This is a genomic window from Polaromonas aquatica, assembly GCF_042659145.1.
Taxonomy (GTDB): Bacteria; Pseudomonadota; Gammaproteobacteria; order Burkholderiales; family Burkholderiaceae_C; genus Polaromonas; species Polaromonas aquatica.
The window spans coordinates 593,057-610,144 of the sequence record NZ_JBHSRS010000084.1 but is presented as its reverse complement, the minus strand read 5'-3'; the positions used below and the strand labels follow the sequence as shown (position 1 = coordinate 610,144).

Below are 17,088 nucleotides of genomic sequence, written 5' to 3'. Positions count from 1 at the left end.
GGATGAAATCAGTGGCCGCTCATGGCGACGGTTCACTAACAAGGTGAATGGGGGCTATCAGGCGGAAAGACGTCGATGATCTTCATCATGTAGAGTGGCTGCGGCGTGGTACCTTTTACTGCCACACCCCACAATCCGGAATGGCTCGAATGGTGGTCGCAGGCACCCATCACTTTCTTGCCGCTGATTGAATAATCGCGTGTGCTCGCCGCGAATGCATCGATCCACTTTTCTTTGTCCCATACCCCTGTTTTTTCGACCACGTCGAGCCACCAGGTCATTCCATCGAATGCCTCGCCCGCTGCGCTGGAAGGATATTCATTGAACTTCTTGCGAAAGGCTTCGACGAAACTCTTGTTCGCCGCGTTGTCCAGCGAGAAGTGCGAGCGCACGCCGGAGTAAACGCCGACGACGCCCGGTCCCACTGCCGTAGCCAGAGCGTCGTCTATCAGCCCCGGGCCGAAGACAACACGGTTGCGGCCCAGATTCACGGTGGCTGCCTGCTTGAGCAGCGTGACCGAGTCCGAACCGGAGGTGAAAATGGCCACACCATCGGCATCCGAGTTGGCAATGTTGTTAATGATGCTGGCGTAGTCGCGATTGCCGAGTGGGGCGAAATCTGCGCCGACGATTTTTACGCCCGATTTTTCCGCTTCGCGCCGGTACCACTCCCAGCCGTCGCGCGTTGCACCGTAGTCGGCGATGACTCCATAGACGCGGGTGAGTTTTCGTGCCTTGGTGAAGTTGAAAGCCATGCGCGTTTCCAGGCCGAAGTTGTTCCCGGTGCGGAAGGTATAGCGCGAGCCATTGGGCTGGGTGATTTTGTCGTCGGCCGATGTCGTGACCAAATGCGGGACCTTGCGCTGCTTGGCCAGGTTCATAATCGCCAGCGACGAGGTGGAGCTGACGGCGCCGAAGATCATGTCCACGCCCCCCCAATAAGCTTGGCGGTTTTCTGCACCGCTGGCTGGGGCTTAGTTTCGTCGTCCTCCCAGAGCACCTCGATGGGCTTGCCGAGCACCTTGCCACCACGCTGTTCGATGGCGAGGGTCACACCCTTTTGCATATCAACCCCGTAGATGCCGTAGGTACCCGACAGCGACACCACGCCGCCGATTTTAAATTGGTCAGGCTCGGCGCGGGCCATGCCGGACAGACATGCACTCAAGGCAAGTACGGCAACTACATTGCGTTGCAGGCAGGATTTTGAGTCGTTCATGAAGGTCTCCTTTGTTGTCGATGCTTCGATACTGGACACGGCGCGCTTCACGCAAACTTCGCCGTCAAGCCACCATCTACAACGATTTCCGCGGCTGAGACGTATTTGGAGTCATCGCTGGCAAGCCAGAGCGCCGCATGCGCCACGTCCCATGCGTCACCCATACGGCCCATTGGACATTGCTTGCTGCGCTTATCCAGCATTGCCTCCTTGCTGCCGACGCCGTAACCTGCCTTCAGATGCTCGGCGACCATTGGCGTATGCATCAGTCCGGGCAGGATCACGTTTGAGCGGATGTTCTGCGCCGCATACTGAAGCGCAACGCTGCGCGACAGCCCCAATGTCGCAGCCTTGGTCGTGCTGTAGGACACATAAGCCACGCCGCTGTCGCGGATACCTGCGACCGATCCGATATTGACAATGCTGCCGCTGCCCTGATGCAGCATATGTGGAACGACATACTTGCACATCAGGAACATGGAGGTGACGTTCACCGCCCAGGCCTTTTGCCAATCCTCAAGCGGACAGTCGACTACACCGCCGAGATTCGCGATGCCCACGTTGTTTACCAAAACGTCGATGCGGCCATAGCGGGCAACGCATTCCGACACGACTGCGGCGACCTGGGTGTCGTCAGCAACATCACATTGCATGACCGCCATGTCAGCGCCTTCACTGGTTGCGAGGTCCCGCGTCTCTTCTGCCGAAGCCTGCTGGATGTCACAGCCGAAGACACTCGCGCCCTCGCGGGCAAAAAGTACCGACATCGCCTTGCCATTGCCCCAGCCTGGGCCGCTCGAACCACAGCCTGTTATCAAGGCCACCTTGCCTTTAAGACGTTCGCCCATCTGTTTATTTCCTTGTATTAAGTTAAGTTAAGTCAGTCCACAGCCGCATGCTTCATGCGGCCCTCACAGGTCGGGAAAACAGCCCCTGCGGGCGAGTCAGCAGCGTGGCGATTAGCAATGTGAATGTCATCACGTCCACCCAGCTCGGCGCGAAGGTGTAGCCCAGTGCGCGTACCATACCGATCAGGAGTGACGCCGCCACCGCACCGCGGATATTGCCCAGGCCGCCAAGGATGACCACGATGAAGCAGTCAATGATCGTGTTAGTGGCCATGCCCAGCTCCACCGGGAACAGCGGCGCGGCTATGGCTCCAGCCAGACCGGCCAGTGCAGCGCCCAGCGCGAATACGGCGGTTCGCACGGCTGAGGCCGGGAGGCCAAGTAGACGCACCATCTCATCGTCGCTGCTGGCGGCGCGCACTAGCATGCCAAAGGTGCTGCGCTCAAGCAACAGGAAGAGTCCTGTGCACACTATCGAACCCAGGGCGATCACGAACAAACGGTATACGGGAACAGTGCTGCCGGAGATTTGTAGCGTGCCGGACAGCGCAAGAGGTATGGAGACTTCCTGATAGCCGAGGCCCCAGGTAAACTTGACTAGTTCGCTAATAACCAGAATGAAACCGAAAGTCAGAATGAGCTGATAGAAATGCGGGCGCTGGTAAATTGGCCGTAGCGCCAAGCGCTCTATCAGCGCACCAGCGGCGCCCGTCAGCAGCGTTGCCAACACCACGCCGGCTGTGAACGAGCCGGTACGCCGGCCGATGTCGAATGCAAGGTACGCGCCCAGCATGTACAGAGCACCGTGGGCGAAGTTGATGACGCCTAACATACCGAAGATAAGCGTGAGACCAGATGCCAGCAGGAACAACAGCATTCCCAAGCTAAGACCGATGATGAGTGAGGACATGGGCGGTATTTTGTGAAGAACGAAGGGCCTGGAATGCGCGGGCTCCCATTGGAGCCCGCGCGGTGGCGTTCAGCGCTGGCAGGCCTCGAACATCTCGTTTGGCGGAAACACCTTGACGATGTTCATCACATAGGCCGGCTGCGGTGGTTTTCCGCGCGCCACCACACCCCACAGGCCGTCTTGCATAGCCTGATGGTCGCAGGCTCGCATGGTCTTGCGGCCTTCCACAGAGTTTTCGCGTACGCTATTCTCAAACGCGGTGATCCACTTTTCTTTATCCCAGGAGCCGGTCTTGTCCACCACGTCGAGCCACCACGACATGCCGTCAAAGGCCTCGCCTGCCGCACTGGAAGGAAATTCGTTGTATTTCTCCCGGTAGACCTGAACAAAGGCCTTATTGACCGGGTTGTCCGTTGAGAAGTGGTAACGGACGCCCGACTGCACTCCAATGGAGGTGGGTCCCACGGCTGCCGCCATGGATTCGTCGGCGATTACCGGGCCAAAGATAGCGCGCGTAGCACCCAGGTTCACCTGTCCTGCTTGCTTGGTCAATGTGATGACGTCCGAGCCTGTCATGAACAAAGCCACACCGTCTGCATTGGAGCGCGCGATTTTGTCCACGATGGATGAGAAATCGCGGTTACCCAGCGGTGGAAAATCGTCACCGACGATTTCAACGCCGGCTTTTTCGGCCTCCTTGCGGTACCACTCCCAGCTATCACGCGTGGCTTGGTAGTCGGCCGTCACCCCATAGATTCGCTTGAGCTTTTTGTCCTTGGTAAAGGATAGCGCCATGCGCTGCTCCATGCCTAGCGTGTTGGAGGTCCGGAATGTGTAACGCGAGCCGCCAGGCAAAGTGATCTTGTCGTCTGCCGACATGGTTACCAAGTGTGGCACCTTGCGTTGTTTGGTGATATTCATCATTGCGATGGTGGAGGCTGAACTGACTGCGCCGAAGATCATTTGCACATCGTCTGAGATGAGTCGAGTGGTCTTTTGCACGGCTGGCTGAGGTTTGGTCTCGTCATCCTCCCAGATCACTTGAATAGGCTTGCCCAGCACCTTGCCGCCACGCTGCTCAATGGCAACTTCCACACCCTTACGCATATCCTCGCCGAAGATGCCATAGGTCCCCGAAAGAGACACCACACCGCCGATCTTGAATACGGTGGGTTCTGCCAAGCTGCTCGTGTGCGCAATGCACAAGCCGAGCGCCGCAAGGCCGACAAAAACCTTTCGTTGAATAGCTGAATGTTTCATATGTCTCCTATTGTTGATACGTTACGATAACGTTGTGATATGTTACGAGTAAATTTTAAATATGTTACTGGGGTTTATACGTAGACGGTTTTCAAAATGACGGAATGGGACTGTGAATGTGAAAAAGTCTGAGGTCACCCCCTTTTGATTTAGGGTGGCTGTCGACACCCGTACTTCACGAACACGTGATTTGCTGCGGCCCCTTGCGGCTCCGGAAGGTACGTATGTCTTCAATCTTTGGTTCAGTATTCCCGCTGGCGTTCGCTGGGCTACGCCTCAATGAGTGTGAAGTGATGCGACTTGATTCCAAACTCGGGCGACGATGCCGCTGTGGCATGTGAACAGGTGCGAGTGAAGATGTGAATGAGGTGGTAAATGCCGACCGGTATCCTCTTTGGGCAAATCATGGTAGTGCTGGGCGTCCCGCTATGCGGCGTGTGGACCGCAACCCAATGGATAGCGGCAGTACTGGGTTACCAGTCGCGGCTCGGACTGCCGTGGTTCGACCTGTTCGGCACCCCGATCTATCACCCATGGAGTCTGTTCGAGTGGTGGTACTTCTTCGATGCCTATGCGCCCGATGTCTTCTTGCGTGGCGGCATCATCGCGGCATCGAGCGGATTGCTCGCCACGGGGGCTGCCATTGCAATGGCAGTCTGGCGGTCACGCCTTGCAAAGCGCGTCACGACCTACGGTTCAGCACGATGGGCAGATCCTGAAGAGGTTCGTGCGGCGGGCCTGACGCAACCGGCTGGCGTGTTCCTCGGTCGGCTGCGGACCAAAGAGGGCGACTACCTGCGCCACGAAGGCCCGGAACACGTGATGGCCTTCGCACCCACTCGCTCTGGCAAAGGCGTCGGCCTGGTTGTGCCGACGCTGCTGTCCTGGCCCGGCTCCGCCGTCGTCCACGACATCAAGGGTGAGAACTGGGCCCTGACGGCAGGATGGCGCTCACGTTTCTCGCACTGTCTGCTGTTCAACCCCACCGATGCGCGCTCAGCCGCATACAACCCGCTGCTCGAAGTCCGGCGCGGCATGCACGAGGTGCGCGACGTGCAGAACATTGCTGACATCCTGGTGGACCCCGAAGGCGCGCTGGAGCGGCGCAACCACTGGGAGAAGACTTCGTATGCCCTGCTGGTCGGTGCCATCCTCCATGTGCTCTACGCCGGTGACGATAAAACCCTGCGCGGCGTCGCCAACTTCCTGTCCGACCCAGCCAATCCATTCGAGATCACGCTGCATCGGATGATGACGACACGGCACCTGGGCGACGTTACCCATCCTGTCGTCGCTTCAGCCGCCCGCGAAGTGCTTAACAAGAGTGACAACGAGCGTTCCGGCGTTCTCTCAACTGCCATGAGCTTTCTGGGCCTGTACCGCGACCCTACGGTGGCTGAAGTCACCTCGCGCTGCGACTGGCGCATCGCCGACCTGATTTCTGCCGTGCACCCGGTATCGCTGTACCTGGTGGTGCCGCCGTCGGACATCAGTCGCACAAAGCCGTTGATTCGATTGATCCTGAACCAGATTGGCCGACGACTGACCGAATCGCTGGACGGCTCGGACGGCATTGCCCGGAAGCACAAGCTGCTGTTGATGCTCGATGAGTTCCCGGCCTTGGGGCGTCTGGACTTCTTTGAGTCGGCTCTGGCCTTCATGGCCGGCTACGGTCTGCGAGCCTTCCTGATTGCGCAATCCTTGAACCAGATCGACAAGGCCTACGGCCAGAACCATTCGATCCTGGACAACTGCCATGTGCGCATTGCGTTCGCGACCAATGATGAACGCACCGCCAAGCGGATCTCCGAAGCGCTGGGCACTGCCACCGAGCTTCGGGCGCAGCGCAACTATGCAGGTCACCGGCTGGCGCCGTGGCTGGGGCACTTGATGGTCTCGCGGCAGGAAACCGCGCGCCCCCTGTTGACACCGGGCGAGGTGATGCAGTTGCCACCCGATGAAGAAGTCGTGATGGTGTCGGGCCATCCACCGATCAAGGCCGCCAAACTGCGCTACTACCAGGACCGGAATTTCATGGGGCGGATGCTGGCGCCGCCGGTGCTGGCGCTGGACGGGTATGCAGACAAACCTACCCCGCGGTCAGACGACTGGAGTGGATTGGCGATTCCTGCCATGTCGGAGGCCTTGACCGCAAACCCGTCAGGTGGCTTTGCCGACGAGGGAGGCCATCAGCTCAAGCCGGAGTTGGACCTTGCGTTGGATGCCCAGCCCTTAGTGGACGTCGACGACCTGCTGGTGTTCGATGACGAGGACGACATGCCACTGCAGCCGCACAGCCTGAAGCGGGAGAGGCGGGATGAGCGGGATATAGGGGATACAGACCAGAGAATGCAGCGCACTGCGCGACTCGCAGCACTGGACCCGGATGACGGGATTGCACTATGAGCCGGACCCGTCTCAATATTTTCATTGAGCCCGATCACGCGAAGCGGCTGGACCAGCTCGCCGTGAACAAGGGCGTGTCGAAGTCGGCAGTGATTGCGGCGGCGCTGGCGTCGTTCCTTTCACCCGATGCAGCCGACCAGCGCGAGGCGGCCATGGGCAAGCGGCTGGACCGTCTCTCGCGCCAGTTTGACCGGCTGGAGCGGGACCAAAGCATCCTGATCGAAACAGTAGCGCTTTACATCCGCTATTTTTTGACGGTCTCGCTACCCGTGCCCGACGGCCAGCAGGACGCCGCCCGTGCGCAGGGCCGTGCCCGCTACGCCCAGTTTGTCGAACAACTCGCACGCCACATTCAGCGCGGGCGAAGCCTGGTCCGCGAAGTCCATGAAGAGGTCACTCCAGATGACGGGACTTCGCAGGCCACTACACCAGAACACAAGGAAGGGGAGATAAGCAATGATTCGCAAGCCTGATAAGGACGGAGAGGGCGGTGGCAGCGCCGCCGTCTCCCTGGAGCGCCGCATACGGATGCTGCGCACGGCCATGGGGCCGGAGATTGCTGCGGCACTGGAAGACCCGGAAGTCGTGGAAGTGCTGTTGAACCCGGACGGTACCCTGTGGCTGGACCGACTGGGCTCTGGCCGTGCCCCGACCGGAACGACGCTACCACCAGCGGTGGCAGAGCGGATCATCCGCCTAGTGGCGGCGCACGTGCGGGCCGAGGTGAATGCCGGGGCGCCCATTCTGTCGGCCGAGCTGCCCGAGACCGGGGAGCGTTTCCTGGGTGTTCTGCCACCGGTGGTGCGTGCGCCCTCGTTTGCCATCCGCAAGCGGGCGCTGCGCATCATGACGCTGAACCACTACGTGGCCGATGGCATCCTGACCGAGGCGCAAGCCGGGTTTCTTCGTGCCGCCGTGCGCGAGCGGCTCAACATCGTCGTATGTGGTGGCACCAGTACCGGCAAGACCACGCTGGCCAATGCGCTGCTGGACGAGATTGCCGACACCGGCGACCGGGTCATGATCCTCGAAGACACGGTGGAGTTGCAGTGCCGATCCGATGACCACGTGTGCATGCGCACCGAGCCGGGTGTCAGCACCATGGCCGACCTGGTGCGCGCCACGCTGCGACTGCGTCCCGACCGGGTGATCGTCGGCGAAGTACGGGGTGGCGAGGCGCTGGACCTGATCAAGATCTGGGGTACCGGCCATCCCGGTGGCATTGCCACCGTGCACGCTGGTTCGGCCCATGGAGCCTTGGTTCGCCTGGAGCAACTGATCCAGGAAGTCTCTGTCACGGTGCCTCGCGCACTGATCGCCGAGGCGGTCAACGTCATCGTCTTCATCGCCGGGCGAGGTCGGCATAGGCGCGTGCAGGAGATTGCACGGGTCATCGGCTTTGACAGCCACGGCTACCAGCTCAGTACCGATCTGATGCCTGCATTTCCATCCATTTCACCCGCCACCAACTTACCAACCACCGGAGAACCGTCATGACGACTTCACGCATTTACGTAAAACCAGTCCTCCAGGCCGCCGCCATTGGCGCGCTATTACTGGCCGTTACCTTGCCTGCCTTTGCGGCCGGCTCGAACATGCCATGGGAAGCACCATTGCAGTCCATCCTCGAATCGGTCCAGGGGCCGGTGGCGCGCATCGTGGCGGTGATCATCATCATTACCACGGGCCTGACGCTGGCGTTTGGCGACAGCAGCGGGGGTTTTCGCAAGCTGGTGCAGATCGTGTTCGGGCTGTCGATCGCCTTTGCCGCATCCTCGTTCTTCCTGACCTTCTTCAGCTTCTCGGGTGGAGCGGTGCTGGCGTGAACGCTGCCAGTACCACCATGGCCAACGCGCCGGGTTTTGCCAGTGGTTTTGAGATTCCGCTGCACCGGTCCCTGACCGAACCCATCCTGCTGGGTGGTGCGCCGCGCACCGTAGCGATTGCCAACGGCACGCTGGCTGCTGCGGTCGGGCTGGGCCTGCAGCTTTGGCTGCCGGGTATCGCGCTGTGGATCATCGGCCACTCGCTGGCGGTCTGGGGTGCCCGCCTGGACCCGCAGTTCATGCAGGTCTTCGCACGGCACATCAAGCACCGCGTGCTGCTGGACGTGTGAGGTAAGCCATGGAGAACACCGCATGATGCACCTCGCCGAATACCGCAAGCGCCCGGCCTTGCTGGCCGACTGGTTGCCTTGGGCCGGGCTGGTGGCACCGGGGGTCGTGCTGAACAAGGACGGCTCATTCCAGCGCACGGCCCGGTTTCGGGGGCCGGACCTGGACAGTGCCACGCTGGGGGAGCTGGTCGCGACCTCTGCGCGACTCAATAACGCTTTGCGTCGGCTGGGGTCTGGCTGGGCCTTGTTCGTGGAGGCTGAGCGGCGCGAAGCGGCGGACTATCCCGAGTCCTCTTTCCCGGAGCCGCTGTCCTGGCTGGTGGATGAAGAACGCCGGGCGGCTTTCGAAGAGGCTGGTAGTCACTTCGAGAGTCGCTACCACCTGTCCCTGCTGTATCTGCCGCCCGAGGAGTCCCAGGCGCGTGCCGCCAAACTGCTGTACGAGAACACCAAGGTTGAAGGCGTGGATTGGCGCGAGCGGCTGGAAGGCTTCGTGTCGGAGACCGAACGCTTCTTTGGCCTGCTCGAAGGGGTGATGCCTGAGATTGCCTGGCTGAACGACGGCCAGACCTTGACCTACCTGCATGGCTGCGTGTCCGCGCGCCGGCATCCGGTGGCAGTACCCGAGGTGCCTATGCACCTGGATGCGCTGTTGGCGGACGAACCACTGACGGGCGGGCTGGCACCCATGCTGGGGAATCAGCACCTGCGTGTGCTGTCGGTGCGCGGCTTCCCGACCTCGACCTGGCCGGGGCTGCTGGATGACTTGAACCGATTGGGTTTTGCCTACCGCTGGAGCACGCGTTTCCTGTGCCTGGATAAGGCTGAAGCTGAGCGTGAGTTGGTGCGCCTGCGTCGCCAGTGGTTTTCCAAGCGCAAGAACATCGTCGCACTACTGCGCGAGACCCTCTTCCAGCACGAAAGCCCATTGGTTGATTCCGATGCCTCGAACAAGGCGAGCGATGCCGATGCTGCCCTGCAGGAACTGGGGAGCGACCAGGTGTCGTTCGGCTATGTGACTGCGACCGTGACGGTACTGGATGCGGATGCCACGGCCGCTGACGAGAAGTTGCGTGCCGTGGAGCGAACCATTCAGAGCCGGGGCTTCGTGACGATCCCCGAGACCTTGAATGCGGTGGATGCCTGGCTGTCGTCGATTCCGGGACATGCGTATGCCAACGTGCGCCAGCCCATTGTTTCGAGTTTGAACCTGGCCCACATGATGCCGGTGTCTGCGGTCTGGGCCGGGCAGGAGCGCAATGCGCACCTGGATGGGCCACCCCTGATCGTGACCCGCACCGATGGTGCAACCCCGTTCCGATTGGTCACGCACATTGGCGATGTGGGCAATACGCTGGTGGTGGGTCCCATCGGTATGGGCAAGTCGGTCTTGCTGGCTACCCTGGCTATGCAATTCCGTCGTTATGCAGGTTCGCGCATTCTGGCCTTTGACATGGGGCGCTCCATACGGGCCACCATTCTCGGGGTGGGCGGCGAGCACTATGACCTGGGTTTTGATGGAGAAGCGGACAACACCATCGCCTTTCAGCCGCTGGCGCGCATCGACCAGGATGGTTACCGCGCCTGGGCTGCCGAATGGATAGCGGGGCGCTTGATTCACGAAGGCGTAGCCGTCGGTCCGGCCGAGAAGGATGCGGTCTGGTCGGCCCTGAACAGCCTGGCCAGCGCGCCGGTCAACCAACGCACCATGACGGGCTTGTCGGTGCTGCTGCAGTCCAACGTCTTGCGCCAGGCCCTGCAGCCCTATGTGCTGGGTGGCGCGCACGGCAAGCTGCTGGATGCGGATGCAGACCGATTGGGTTCCGCCGACGTGCAGGGTTTCGAGATGGAGGAACTGATGCACAGCAAGGCGGCAATGCTGGCCGTGCTGGGCTACCTGTTCGCGCGCTTCGAGGAACGCTTCGACGGGGCGCCGACGCTCTTGATTCTGGACGAAGCCTGGTTGTTTCTGGACGATCCGGTGTTTGCTTCGCGCATCCGCCAGTGGTTGAAGACCTTGCGCAAGAAGAATGTGTCGGTGATCTTTGCCACGCAGTCGCTGGCGGACATCAAGGAGTCGGCCATTGCCCCGGCCATTATTGAGAGCTGCGCCAGTCGCATTTTCTTGCCAAATCCTCAGGCGACTGAACCGCAGATTCGCGTCATCTACGAAGGCTTTGGCCTCAACAGCCGACAGATTGACATCGTCGCCCAGTCGCAGCCCAAACGGGATTACTACTACCAGTCGCGCCTGGGCAACCGGGTCTTTGACTTGGGACTCGGGCCGGTGGCGCTGGCGTTTGCCGCTGCTGCCAAGCCCGAGGACCAGCGCGCCATGGATGCGGTGTCGGCATCCGTCCCGCCCGCGGACTTTGCAGCTGCCTGGCTGCGCCATCGCGGCCTGGACTGGGCTGCGGACCTGATTCCGTCGTTTCCGTCCCCTTCCTCAACCACGCAGGAGAAATCGCCATGAACCGCCAATCTTTCCTCAAGCCCCGCATGGCTGCCCTGGCCGTCGCCAGCGCGCTCGCCCTTGGTATCGCGCCGCCGGCGCACGCGCTTTTTGGCGTCGGCGACATCGTGTTCGATCCAACGAACCTAGTGCAGAACATCATGACGGCCGCCCATACGCTGGAGCAGATCAACAACCAGATCCGGCAGTTGCAGAACGAGGCGCTGATGCTGATGAACCAAGCCAAGAACCTGACGGGTTTGAACTTCAGCGCGCTGGCCCAACTGCGTGCGGCGTTGGCCGCGACGAACCAGTTGATCCAGCAGGCGCAGGGCCTGGCCTTCAACGTGTCGCAGATGGAAGCGGAATTCACCCGTCTGTACCCGAATGCCTATTCCGCATCCACGTCCGGCAGTCAGATGGCGCTGGATGCGCGCCAGCGCTGGCGCAACTCGCTGGAGGCGCTGCGTACTGCAACCAAGGTGCAGTCGCAGGCGGTGCAGAACTTTGCATCCGACGAACAAACCTTGACGGACCTGGTGAACCGCAGCCAGTCCGCTGTCGGTGCCTTGCAGGCCATGCAGGCAACCAACCAGTTGCTGGCCCTGCAGTCGCGCCAAACCATCCAGGCGCAGCAGCTACAGATCACGCAGGACCGGGCCACCGCGCTGGAGCAGGCGCGGCAGGTGGCGGTGCAGGAACGCGCGCGCGAGGTGCGGCGGCGGTTTCAGGGGGAGGGTACGCCCTACACCCCGTACACGGTCAACTTCTACAGCAACTGAGGGGGTCGCCATGAAACAGCTTTTGGTCATTGCGCTTGCGGTGTCAATATCGTTGATCGCGGCTTGCGGCAAGTCGGTGCCGACCGACACGGTCGAATCACTGGTTGCGAATCTCGAGCGTCTGAAGGAACTGAGAGCCCAGTGCAAGGCTGACCATGTCAAGGTGGGGGATGCTGTCTGCGCTGCGGTGTCCGAGGCCACGCGGCGTCGCTTCATGGGTGGTGGCAAATCGCCGTATGCAAGCGATCCCGTGCCAACTCCGACTGCGACGCCACCGGCCAGAGCTAAGAGTGAACCGTCATGAACGATTTGTCGGTCATCGACCGCTTTCTGGACGTCTTCTCGCGCTACATCGATTCGGGCTTTGGCCTGCTGCATGGCGAGGTGGCCTTCCTGACGGCCACACTGGTCGGGATCGACATGACGCTGGCCGGTCTGTTCTGGGCGATGAGTCATGCCAGTGGGGGTGGCGACGACGTGATCGCCAAGCTGGTCAAGAAGGTGCTGTACGTCGGGGCCTTTGCCTTCATCATCGGCAACTTCAACAACCTGGCGGGCATCGTGTTCCGCTCCTTTGCGGGACTCGGACTGGTGGCGTCCGGTTCCAGCATGACCCAGGCGCAGTTGTTGCAGCCGGGGCGGCTGGCGCAAGCCGGTGTGGATGCGGGTCGGCCCATCATGGCGCAGATCAGCGACCTGACGGGCTTTCCGGAGGTGTTCGCCAATCTGGACGTCATCAGCGTGCTGTTCCTGGCCTGGCTGGTGGTGATCGTGAGTTTCTTCGTGCTGGCGGTTCAGCTCTTTGTGACGCTGATCGAATTCAAGCTAACGACGCTGGCGGGCTTTGTGCTGGTGCCCTTTGCCTTGTGGAACAAGACGGCGTTCCTGGCCGAGCGGGTGCTGGGCAACGTGGTGTCGTCCGGGATCAAGGTGCTGGTATTGGCCGTGATTGTCGGTATTGGTTCGGGTTTGTTTGCGGAGTTCCAGATGCCACCGGGGACCGAGCCCTCCATTGACCATGCGCTGGTCATCATGCTGGCATCGCTCACGCTGCTGGGGTTGGGGATTTTTGGCCCCGGTATTGCGACTGGTCTGGTATCGGGGGCGCCGCAGTTGGGTGCGGGTGCGGCAGCAGGAACCGCGCTCGGTGCCGCAGGTCTTGCCGTGGCGGGTGGTGCGGCGATTGCCTCAGGCGGTGCGGCCGTAGCCGCAGGTGCGCGCATGGTGCCGGGTGCGGCACGCGCGGCCGTTGGCGGAGGTGCCAGCGCTGTCCGTTCGGCGAGCGCGATGGCCGGTGGAGCGAAGTCAGCCTACCAGGCCGGTGCCGCCGCATCCGGCGGTGGCGGTGTGCGCGCTGCGGGTGCGGGCCTTGCCAACGTGGCGAAGAGCGGTGCGAGCGCGGTTGGCCAGCGTGTTGCGGCAGGGGCCAAGGCCGTCAAGGATCGTGTCGCATCGGCGGCTGCCGGGGAGGCTGAGCCGGTTTTAGCCGCAGGCGCCGGCACTGCCGCGAATGCAACGACGTCCGACACACCACCCCCTGCACCCGCCTGGGCGAAACGCCTGCAACGCAACCAGCGTTTGTCGCATGGCATTTCTACTGCTGCGCACACCCTGCGCTCCGGTGACCACGGCGGGGGCGGAGCCAGTCCGAGCCTGCGCGACGACTCCAACCATTGAGGAAATCTACATGCTGTTCAAACGACCCCAGGTGCGCTACTCGGACACGCCCGAACCCGTCACCCCGTACCAGGCTGCAGCGCAGGTCTGGGACAACCGCATTGGCAATGCCCGCGTACAGGCCAAGAATTGGCGGCTGATGGCCTTTGGCTGCTTGTCCCTGGCTTTGCTGATGGCGGGTGGATTGGTCTGGCGATCCGCACAGTCCATCGTGACACCCTATGTCGTCGAGGTGGACAGCGCGGGTCAGGTGCGGGCAGTTGGTGAAGCTGCCACGCCGTACAAACCAAATGATGCGCAGATTGCCTACCACCTGGCGCGCTTTCTGACCGACGTGCGCTCGCTGTCGATCGATCCCATCGTGGTACGGCAGAACTGGCTGGAAGCTTATGAATACACCACGGACAAGGGTGCGGCCACGCTGAATGAGTACGCGCGGGCCAATGATCCTTTTGCGCGCATCGGGCAGAACTCTGTCTCAGTGGAAGTCACCAGCGTTGTGCGGGCCAGTGAATCCTCGTTCCAGATGCGCTGGATCGAGCGCAGCTATGCAAATGGCGCGCCTTCGGGCATCGAACGCTGGACAGCAGTGGTTTCAGTGGTGCTGCAGCCGCCTCGCACGGAAGAGCGCTTGCGCCGCAATCCACTGGGCATCTACGTCAACGGCCTGTCCTGGAGCCGTGAACTCGAAGCGACACAAGGAGTAAAACCATGAAGACACGAATCCGTAGTTACGCTTTGCCGTTGGTGATGGTCGCCGCCTTGGTGACCGTCACCGGCTGTGCCACGCACGGCAAGCCGCCGCCAACGATCACACTGGATGAACCCGTTGCTGCGCAGCTGTTGCCGGACGCACCCAAACCTATTGAGGTGGTGACGCTGTCTGAACCACTGCCACTGCCGGCGCAGTTGAAGCCGCTATCGGCAGAAGCGGAGACGAAGGTCGCACCGGAATCCATCGACGAAAAGGTCCGTGTCGCACGCGCCAATCTGGAGGCACGCGTGGCACCGAGTCGGGAGGGCTACGTCAATGCCATCCAGGTCTGGCCGTATGCCGATGGCGCGTTGTACCAGGTCTATACGAGTCCAGGCCGGGTCACCGTCGTCGCGCTGCAAGAGGGCGAAGAGCTGGTGACGGTATCGGCGGGCGACACGGTGCGCTGGATTGTGGGGGACACGGCCAGCGGCGCAGGCACCAGCTTGCGCGTGACCGTTCTCGTAAAACCCACCCGCACCGGTCTGAAGACCAACCTAGTCATCACCACGAACCGGCGCATGTACCTGCTGGAGCTGTCTTCGACGCCGCAGGCCTGGATGGCTTCGGTGTCCTGGGACTATCCTAAGGACCGGATGCTGGCCTTGCAGAAGCAGGCGCAGCAGGCTCAAGCTGCAGCGCCGGTGGATTCCGGCTTGTCGCTGGAGCAGATCAGGTTCCGCTATGCCATCACGGGTGACAGTCCGCCCTGGAAGCCGCTGCGCGCCTTTGATGACGGGCAGCGGGTGTACATCCAGTTTCCTGGGGGCATTGCACAGGGTGAATTGCCGCCACTGTTCGTGATTGGGCCGCAGGGCGATGGACAGCTCGTGAATTACCGTTTCCGTTCGCCGTACTACGTGGTGGACCGGTTGTTCGGTGCCGCCGAGCTGCGGCTGGGGGCAGACAAGGCCCAGGTGGTGCGGATTGAGCGCACCGATGGGGTTGCCAGTACGGCACGGAGGAACTGAGCATGAGTACGCCCGCCACACCGCAGGCTGACACGCCATTGCCTCCGAAGGTTGATCCGGACAGCATGACTTTGCGTGCTCCGCCGCGTCCGGTGGTGAGGCTGAACCGGCGCATGCTGGCGTTCGGTGCAGGCACGCTGGCCGCTGCCGTATTCGGGGGCGCCTTGTGGTCGCTGCAGTCGCAGAAACGCGAGCGAAACCCAGCCACGGAGTTGGTCAACGTGGATAGGGTCTCGCGGGCCGAGAGTTTGGACCAGTTGCCCAAGGATTACTCGAAGATACCGTCTCCGGCCAAATCCGCTATACCGGTTTTAGGTGAACCGCTACCGGGTGATCTGGGGCCTGCCATCGTCAGTGCGGAACGCCAGCGCCAAGCCAATGTATCGGCGGCATACAACGATCCAGCGCATGCAGATCGTTTGACACAGCTGCGTGATGCGGAGGAGGCGGCACGCTCTGCGGTGTTCTTCCGCAGCAGTGGCAATGGCACCAAGTCGGCAGCCACTGTGAGCACGGCTGCTGCTGGCAGTCCATCCGTATCAGTGTCTGGCAATCAGCCATTCAATCCGATGGGGCCGGTTACTGCCACTGGGCAGTCCGCCGACCCGACCGCTGCGCAGAACCGGCAGGATCAAAAGACAGCCTTTGTTGCGAATGCGGGCGACACGGCTACGCGTAATCTTGCCAGCCTGCAGATGACCATCTCGCCTTATCAAGTGATGGCGGGGACTGTCATTGCGGCAGCGCTGGTGACAGGCATCAACTCAGACTTGCCGGGGCAGGTTATCGCCAATGTGACGGAGGCGGTGTACGACACGGTGACGGGGCGCTATCTGTTGATTCCGCAAGGCTCGCGCTTGATTGGGCGTTATGACAGCCAGGTGGCTTTCGGTCAGCGCCGGGTGCTGCTGGTGTGGACACGGCTGATCCTGCCCGATACCTCGTCAATTGCGCTGGACCGCTTGCCTGGAATTGATCCGGCGGGCTATGCCGGGCTGGAGGATGGTGTTGATTGGCATTGGGATCGGATTCTTGCCGGTGCGGCGCTGTCCACGCTGTTGGGTGTTGGGGCTGAGCTGGCGGCGCCGGACCGTACCGGTACTGATGGCAAGGTGATCATTGCAGTGCGCCAGGGTGCGCAGGATACCTTCAACCAGGTGGGGCAGGAGATCACCAAGCGGAATGTGAGTATTCAACCGACGCTGACGATTCGGCCTGGGTTTCCGATGCGGGTGATGGTGAGTAAGGATTTGATTTTGCGGCCATACCAGCCGCTGTTTTTTGTGAGAGGGGTGCCGCAATGAGCACGAACGTTGGCAAACTGCGGCTGGGGCCGTTGCCCAACACCGAAACTGTGAAGCTGACCATTGCCGTGACTGCTGCGCTTAAGGTTAATCTGGAGCGCTATGCCGCGTTGCACGCGCAGACTTACGGTGAGCCGGTGGATGCTGTCACGCTGATTCCGCATATGCTGGAATCGTTCATGAAGAGGGATCGGGGATTCAAGACAATGAACGCAAAGGTGTTGGGATCGCGTACGGGAGACACCGGTTAACCAACACAGAACTTAAGCAGATCGGAAATCGCATAGTCGAATGAATGGAACCGTATGGCTCCCACCCCGTATCATAGAGTTAAGAGCAAGCGCAGTACGCAGGACGCAGACGTGGGAGATCGATGCCGCATGGCCGCG

Annotated in this window: 18 protein-coding genes; 13 read left to right on the top strand and 5 right to left on the bottom strand. The window is 61.4% G+C overall.

Annotated features, from left to right (window positions below; translation table 11 throughout):
- Window positions 1-35: 35 nt before the first annotated feature.
- From ACFQND_RS24145 to ACFQND_RS24125, 5 genes are all read right to left on the bottom strand, one after another.
- A complete protein-coding gene (locus tag ACFQND_RS24145) occupies window positions 36-923 on the bottom strand; it encodes an ABC transporter substrate-binding protein (RefSeq protein WP_377414857.1) in 888 nt (295 codons plus the stop codon).
- Window positions 920-1,219 carry an ABC transporter substrate-binding protein gene (locus ACFQND_RS24140; RefSeq protein WP_377414854.1) on the bottom strand — a complete coding sequence of 100 codons (300 nt, stop codon included), beginning with the start codon at window positions 1,217-1,219 and terminating at the stop codon, window positions 920-922. Before ACFQND_RS24140 ends, ACFQND_RS24145 begins: the two co-directional genes overlap by 4 nt.
- 47 nt (window positions 1,220-1,266) lie before the next feature.
- A complete protein-coding gene (locus ACFQND_RS24135) occupies window positions 1,267-2,067 on the bottom strand; it encodes an SDR family NAD(P)-dependent oxidoreductase (RefSeq protein ID WP_377414851.1) in 801 nt (266 codons plus the stop codon).
- A 52-nt stretch (window positions 2,068-2,119) separates the two neighbouring features.
- Window positions 2,120-2,977: a branched-chain amino acid ABC transporter permease gene (locus ACFQND_RS24130; protein ID WP_377414848.1), complete on the bottom strand. Its 858-nt coding sequence runs from the start codon at window positions 2,975-2,977 to the stop codon at window positions 2,120-2,122.
- A 69-nt stretch (window positions 2,978-3,046) separates the two neighbouring features.
- Window positions 3,047-4,237, bottom strand: coding sequence for an ABC transporter substrate-binding protein (locus tag ACFQND_RS24125; protein ID WP_377414845.1), 1,191 nt, complete (start codon window positions 4,235-4,237; stop codon window positions 3,047-3,049).
- Window positions 4,238-4,612: 375 nt separating this feature from the next.
- On the opposite strand from ACFQND_RS24125, the gene ACFQND_RS24120 reads away from it, so the two are divergent.
- From ACFQND_RS24120 to ACFQND_RS24060, 13 genes are read left to right on the top strand one after another with little or no spacing between them, the layout of a single operon-like run.
- Window positions 4,613-6,643, top strand: coding sequence for a conjugal transfer protein TraG (locus ACFQND_RS24120; RefSeq protein ID WP_377414842.1), 2,031 nt, complete (start codon window positions 4,613-4,615; stop codon window positions 6,641-6,643).
- Complete coding sequence (locus ACFQND_RS24115) at window positions 6,640-7,116, top strand: CopG family transcriptional regulator (protein ID WP_377414839.1); 477 nt, start codon at window positions 6,640-6,642, stop codon at window positions 7,114-7,116. The genes ACFQND_RS24120 and ACFQND_RS24115 overlap by 4 nt, the downstream gene beginning before the upstream one ends.
- Window positions 7,100-8,140 (top strand): P-type conjugative transfer ATPase TrbB, encoded by a 1,041-nt coding sequence (gene trbB / locus ACFQND_RS24110; protein ID WP_377414836.1) that lies wholly within the window; start codon window positions 7,100-7,102, stop codon window positions 8,138-8,140. The genes ACFQND_RS24115 and trbB overlap by 17 nt, the downstream gene beginning before the upstream one ends.
- Window positions 8,137-8,469: a TrbC/VirB2 family protein gene (locus ACFQND_RS24105; RefSeq protein ID WP_377414833.1), complete on the top strand. Its 333-nt coding sequence runs from the start codon at window positions 8,137-8,139 to the stop codon at window positions 8,467-8,469. Before trbB ends, ACFQND_RS24105 begins: the two co-directional genes overlap by 4 nt.
- 17 nt (window positions 8,470-8,486) lie before the next feature.
- Window positions 8,487-8,759, top strand: a complete 273-nt coding sequence (locus tag ACFQND_RS24100) for a VirB3 family type IV secretion system protein (protein WP_304850780.1) — start codon at window positions 8,487-8,489, stop codon at window positions 8,757-8,759.
- 22 nt (window positions 8,760-8,781) lie between these two features.
- A complete protein-coding gene (gene trbE / locus ACFQND_RS24095) occupies window positions 8,782-11,232 on the top strand; it encodes a conjugal transfer protein TrbE (protein ID WP_377414830.1) in 2,451 nt (816 codons plus the stop codon).
- Window positions 11,229-11,993 carry a P-type conjugative transfer protein TrbJ gene (trbJ, locus tag ACFQND_RS24090; protein ID WP_377414828.1) on the top strand — a complete coding sequence of 255 codons (765 nt, stop codon included), beginning with the start codon at window positions 11,229-11,231 and terminating at the stop codon, window positions 11,991-11,993. The genes trbE and trbJ overlap by 4 nt, the downstream gene beginning before the upstream one ends.
- A 10-nt stretch (window positions 11,994-12,003) precedes the next feature.
- Window positions 12,004-12,297: an EexN family lipoprotein gene (locus ACFQND_RS24085; RefSeq protein WP_377414825.1), complete on the top strand. Its 294-nt coding sequence runs from the start codon at window positions 12,004-12,006 to the stop codon at window positions 12,295-12,297.
- Entirely contained in the window at window positions 12,294-13,670 is a 1,377-nt protein-coding gene (trbL, locus tag ACFQND_RS24080; protein WP_377414822.1) for a P-type conjugative transfer protein TrbL, read from the top strand. The genes ACFQND_RS24085 and trbL overlap by 4 nt, the downstream gene beginning before the upstream one ends.
- A 10-nt stretch (window positions 13,671-13,680) precedes the next feature.
- Window positions 13,681-14,385 carry a conjugal transfer protein TrbF gene (trbF, locus tag ACFQND_RS24075; protein ID WP_377414819.1) on the top strand — a complete coding sequence of 235 codons (705 nt, stop codon included), beginning with the start codon at window positions 13,681-13,683 and terminating at the stop codon, window positions 14,383-14,385.
- Window positions 14,382-15,395: a P-type conjugative transfer protein TrbG gene (trbG, locus tag ACFQND_RS24070; protein ID WP_449301357.1), complete on the top strand. Its 1,014-nt coding sequence runs from the start codon at window positions 14,382-14,384 to the stop codon at window positions 15,393-15,395. The genes trbF and trbG overlap by 4 nt, the downstream gene beginning before the upstream one ends.
- Window positions 15,396-15,397: 2 nt before the next feature.
- Window positions 15,398-16,699, top strand: a complete 1,302-nt coding sequence (locus ACFQND_RS24065) for a TrbI/VirB10 family protein (protein ID WP_377414816.1) — start codon at window positions 15,398-15,400, stop codon at window positions 16,697-16,699.
- Complete coding sequence (locus ACFQND_RS24060) at window positions 16,696-16,950, top strand: DUF2274 domain-containing protein (RefSeq protein WP_377414813.1); 255 nt, start codon at window positions 16,696-16,698, stop codon at window positions 16,948-16,950. The genes ACFQND_RS24065 and ACFQND_RS24060 overlap by 4 nt, the downstream gene beginning before the upstream one ends.
- The last annotated feature ends 138 nt before the right edge of the window (window positions 16,951-17,088 follow it).

What these genes read in the sequence shown, in the direction of transcription:
- trbB (WP_377414836.1), top strand. Translation starts at nt 7,100, where the DNA reads ATGATTCGCAAGCCTGATAAGGACGGAGAGGGCGGTGGCAGCGCCGCC.
- ACFQND_RS24140 (WP_377414854.1), bottom strand. Translation starts at nt 1,219, where the DNA reads ATGAACGACTCAAAATCCTGCCTGCAACGCAATGTAGTTGCCGTACTT.
- trbJ (WP_377414828.1), top strand. Translation starts at nt 11,229, where the DNA reads ATGAACCGCCAATCTTTCCTCAAGCCCCGCATGGCTGCCCTGGCCGTC.
- ACFQND_RS24125 (WP_377414845.1), bottom strand. Translation starts at nt 4,237, where the DNA reads ATGAAACATTCAGCTATTCAACGAAAGGTTTTTGTCGGCCTTGCGGCG.
- ACFQND_RS24065 (WP_377414816.1), top strand. Translation starts at nt 15,398, where the DNA reads ATGAGTACGCCCGCCACACCGCAGGCTGACACGCCATTGCCTCCGAAG.
- ACFQND_RS24120 (WP_377414842.1), top strand. Translation starts at nt 4,613, where the DNA reads ATGCCGACCGGTATCCTCTTTGGGCAAATCATGGTAGTGCTGGGCGTC.
- ACFQND_RS24135 (WP_377414851.1), bottom strand. Translation starts at nt 2,067, where the DNA reads ATGGGCGAACGTCTTAAAGGCAAGGTGGCCTTGATAACAGGCTGTGGT.
- ACFQND_RS24060 (WP_377414813.1), top strand. Translation starts at nt 16,696, where the DNA reads ATGAGCACGAACGTTGGCAAACTGCGGCTGGGGCCGTTGCCCAACACC.
- trbE (WP_377414830.1), top strand. Translation starts at nt 8,782, where the DNA reads ATGATGCACCTCGCCGAATACCGCAAGCGCCCGGCCTTGCTGGCCGAC.
- ACFQND_RS24130 (WP_377414848.1), bottom strand. Translation starts at nt 2,977, where the DNA reads ATGTCCTCACTCATCATCGGTCTTAGCTTGGGAATGCTGTTGTTCCTG.
- ACFQND_RS24145 (WP_377414857.1), bottom strand. Translation starts at nt 923, where the DNA reads ATGATCTTCGGCGCCGTCAGCTCCACCTCGTCGCTGGCGATTATGAAC.
- ACFQND_RS24085 (WP_377414825.1), top strand. Translation starts at nt 12,004, where the DNA reads ATGAAACAGCTTTTGGTCATTGCGCTTGCGGTGTCAATATCGTTGATC.
- ACFQND_RS24115 (WP_377414839.1), top strand. Translation starts at nt 6,640, where the DNA reads ATGAGCCGGACCCGTCTCAATATTTTCATTGAGCCCGATCACGCGAAG.
- trbG (WP_449301357.1), top strand. Translation starts at nt 14,382, where the DNA reads ATGAAGACACGAATCCGTAGTTACGCTTTGCCGTTGGTGATGGTCGCC.
- trbL (WP_377414822.1), top strand. Translation starts at nt 12,294, where the DNA reads ATGAACGATTTGTCGGTCATCGACCGCTTTCTGGACGTCTTCTCGCGC.
- trbF (WP_377414819.1), top strand. Translation starts at nt 13,681, where the DNA reads ATGCTGTTCAAACGACCCCAGGTGCGCTACTCGGACACGCCCGAACCC.
- ACFQND_RS24100 (WP_304850780.1), top strand. Translation starts at nt 8,487, where the DNA reads ATGGCCAACGCGCCGGGTTTTGCCAGTGGTTTTGAGATTCCGCTGCAC.
- ACFQND_RS24105 (WP_377414833.1), top strand. Translation starts at nt 8,137, where the DNA reads ATGACGACTTCACGCATTTACGTAAAACCAGTCCTCCAGGCCGCCGCC.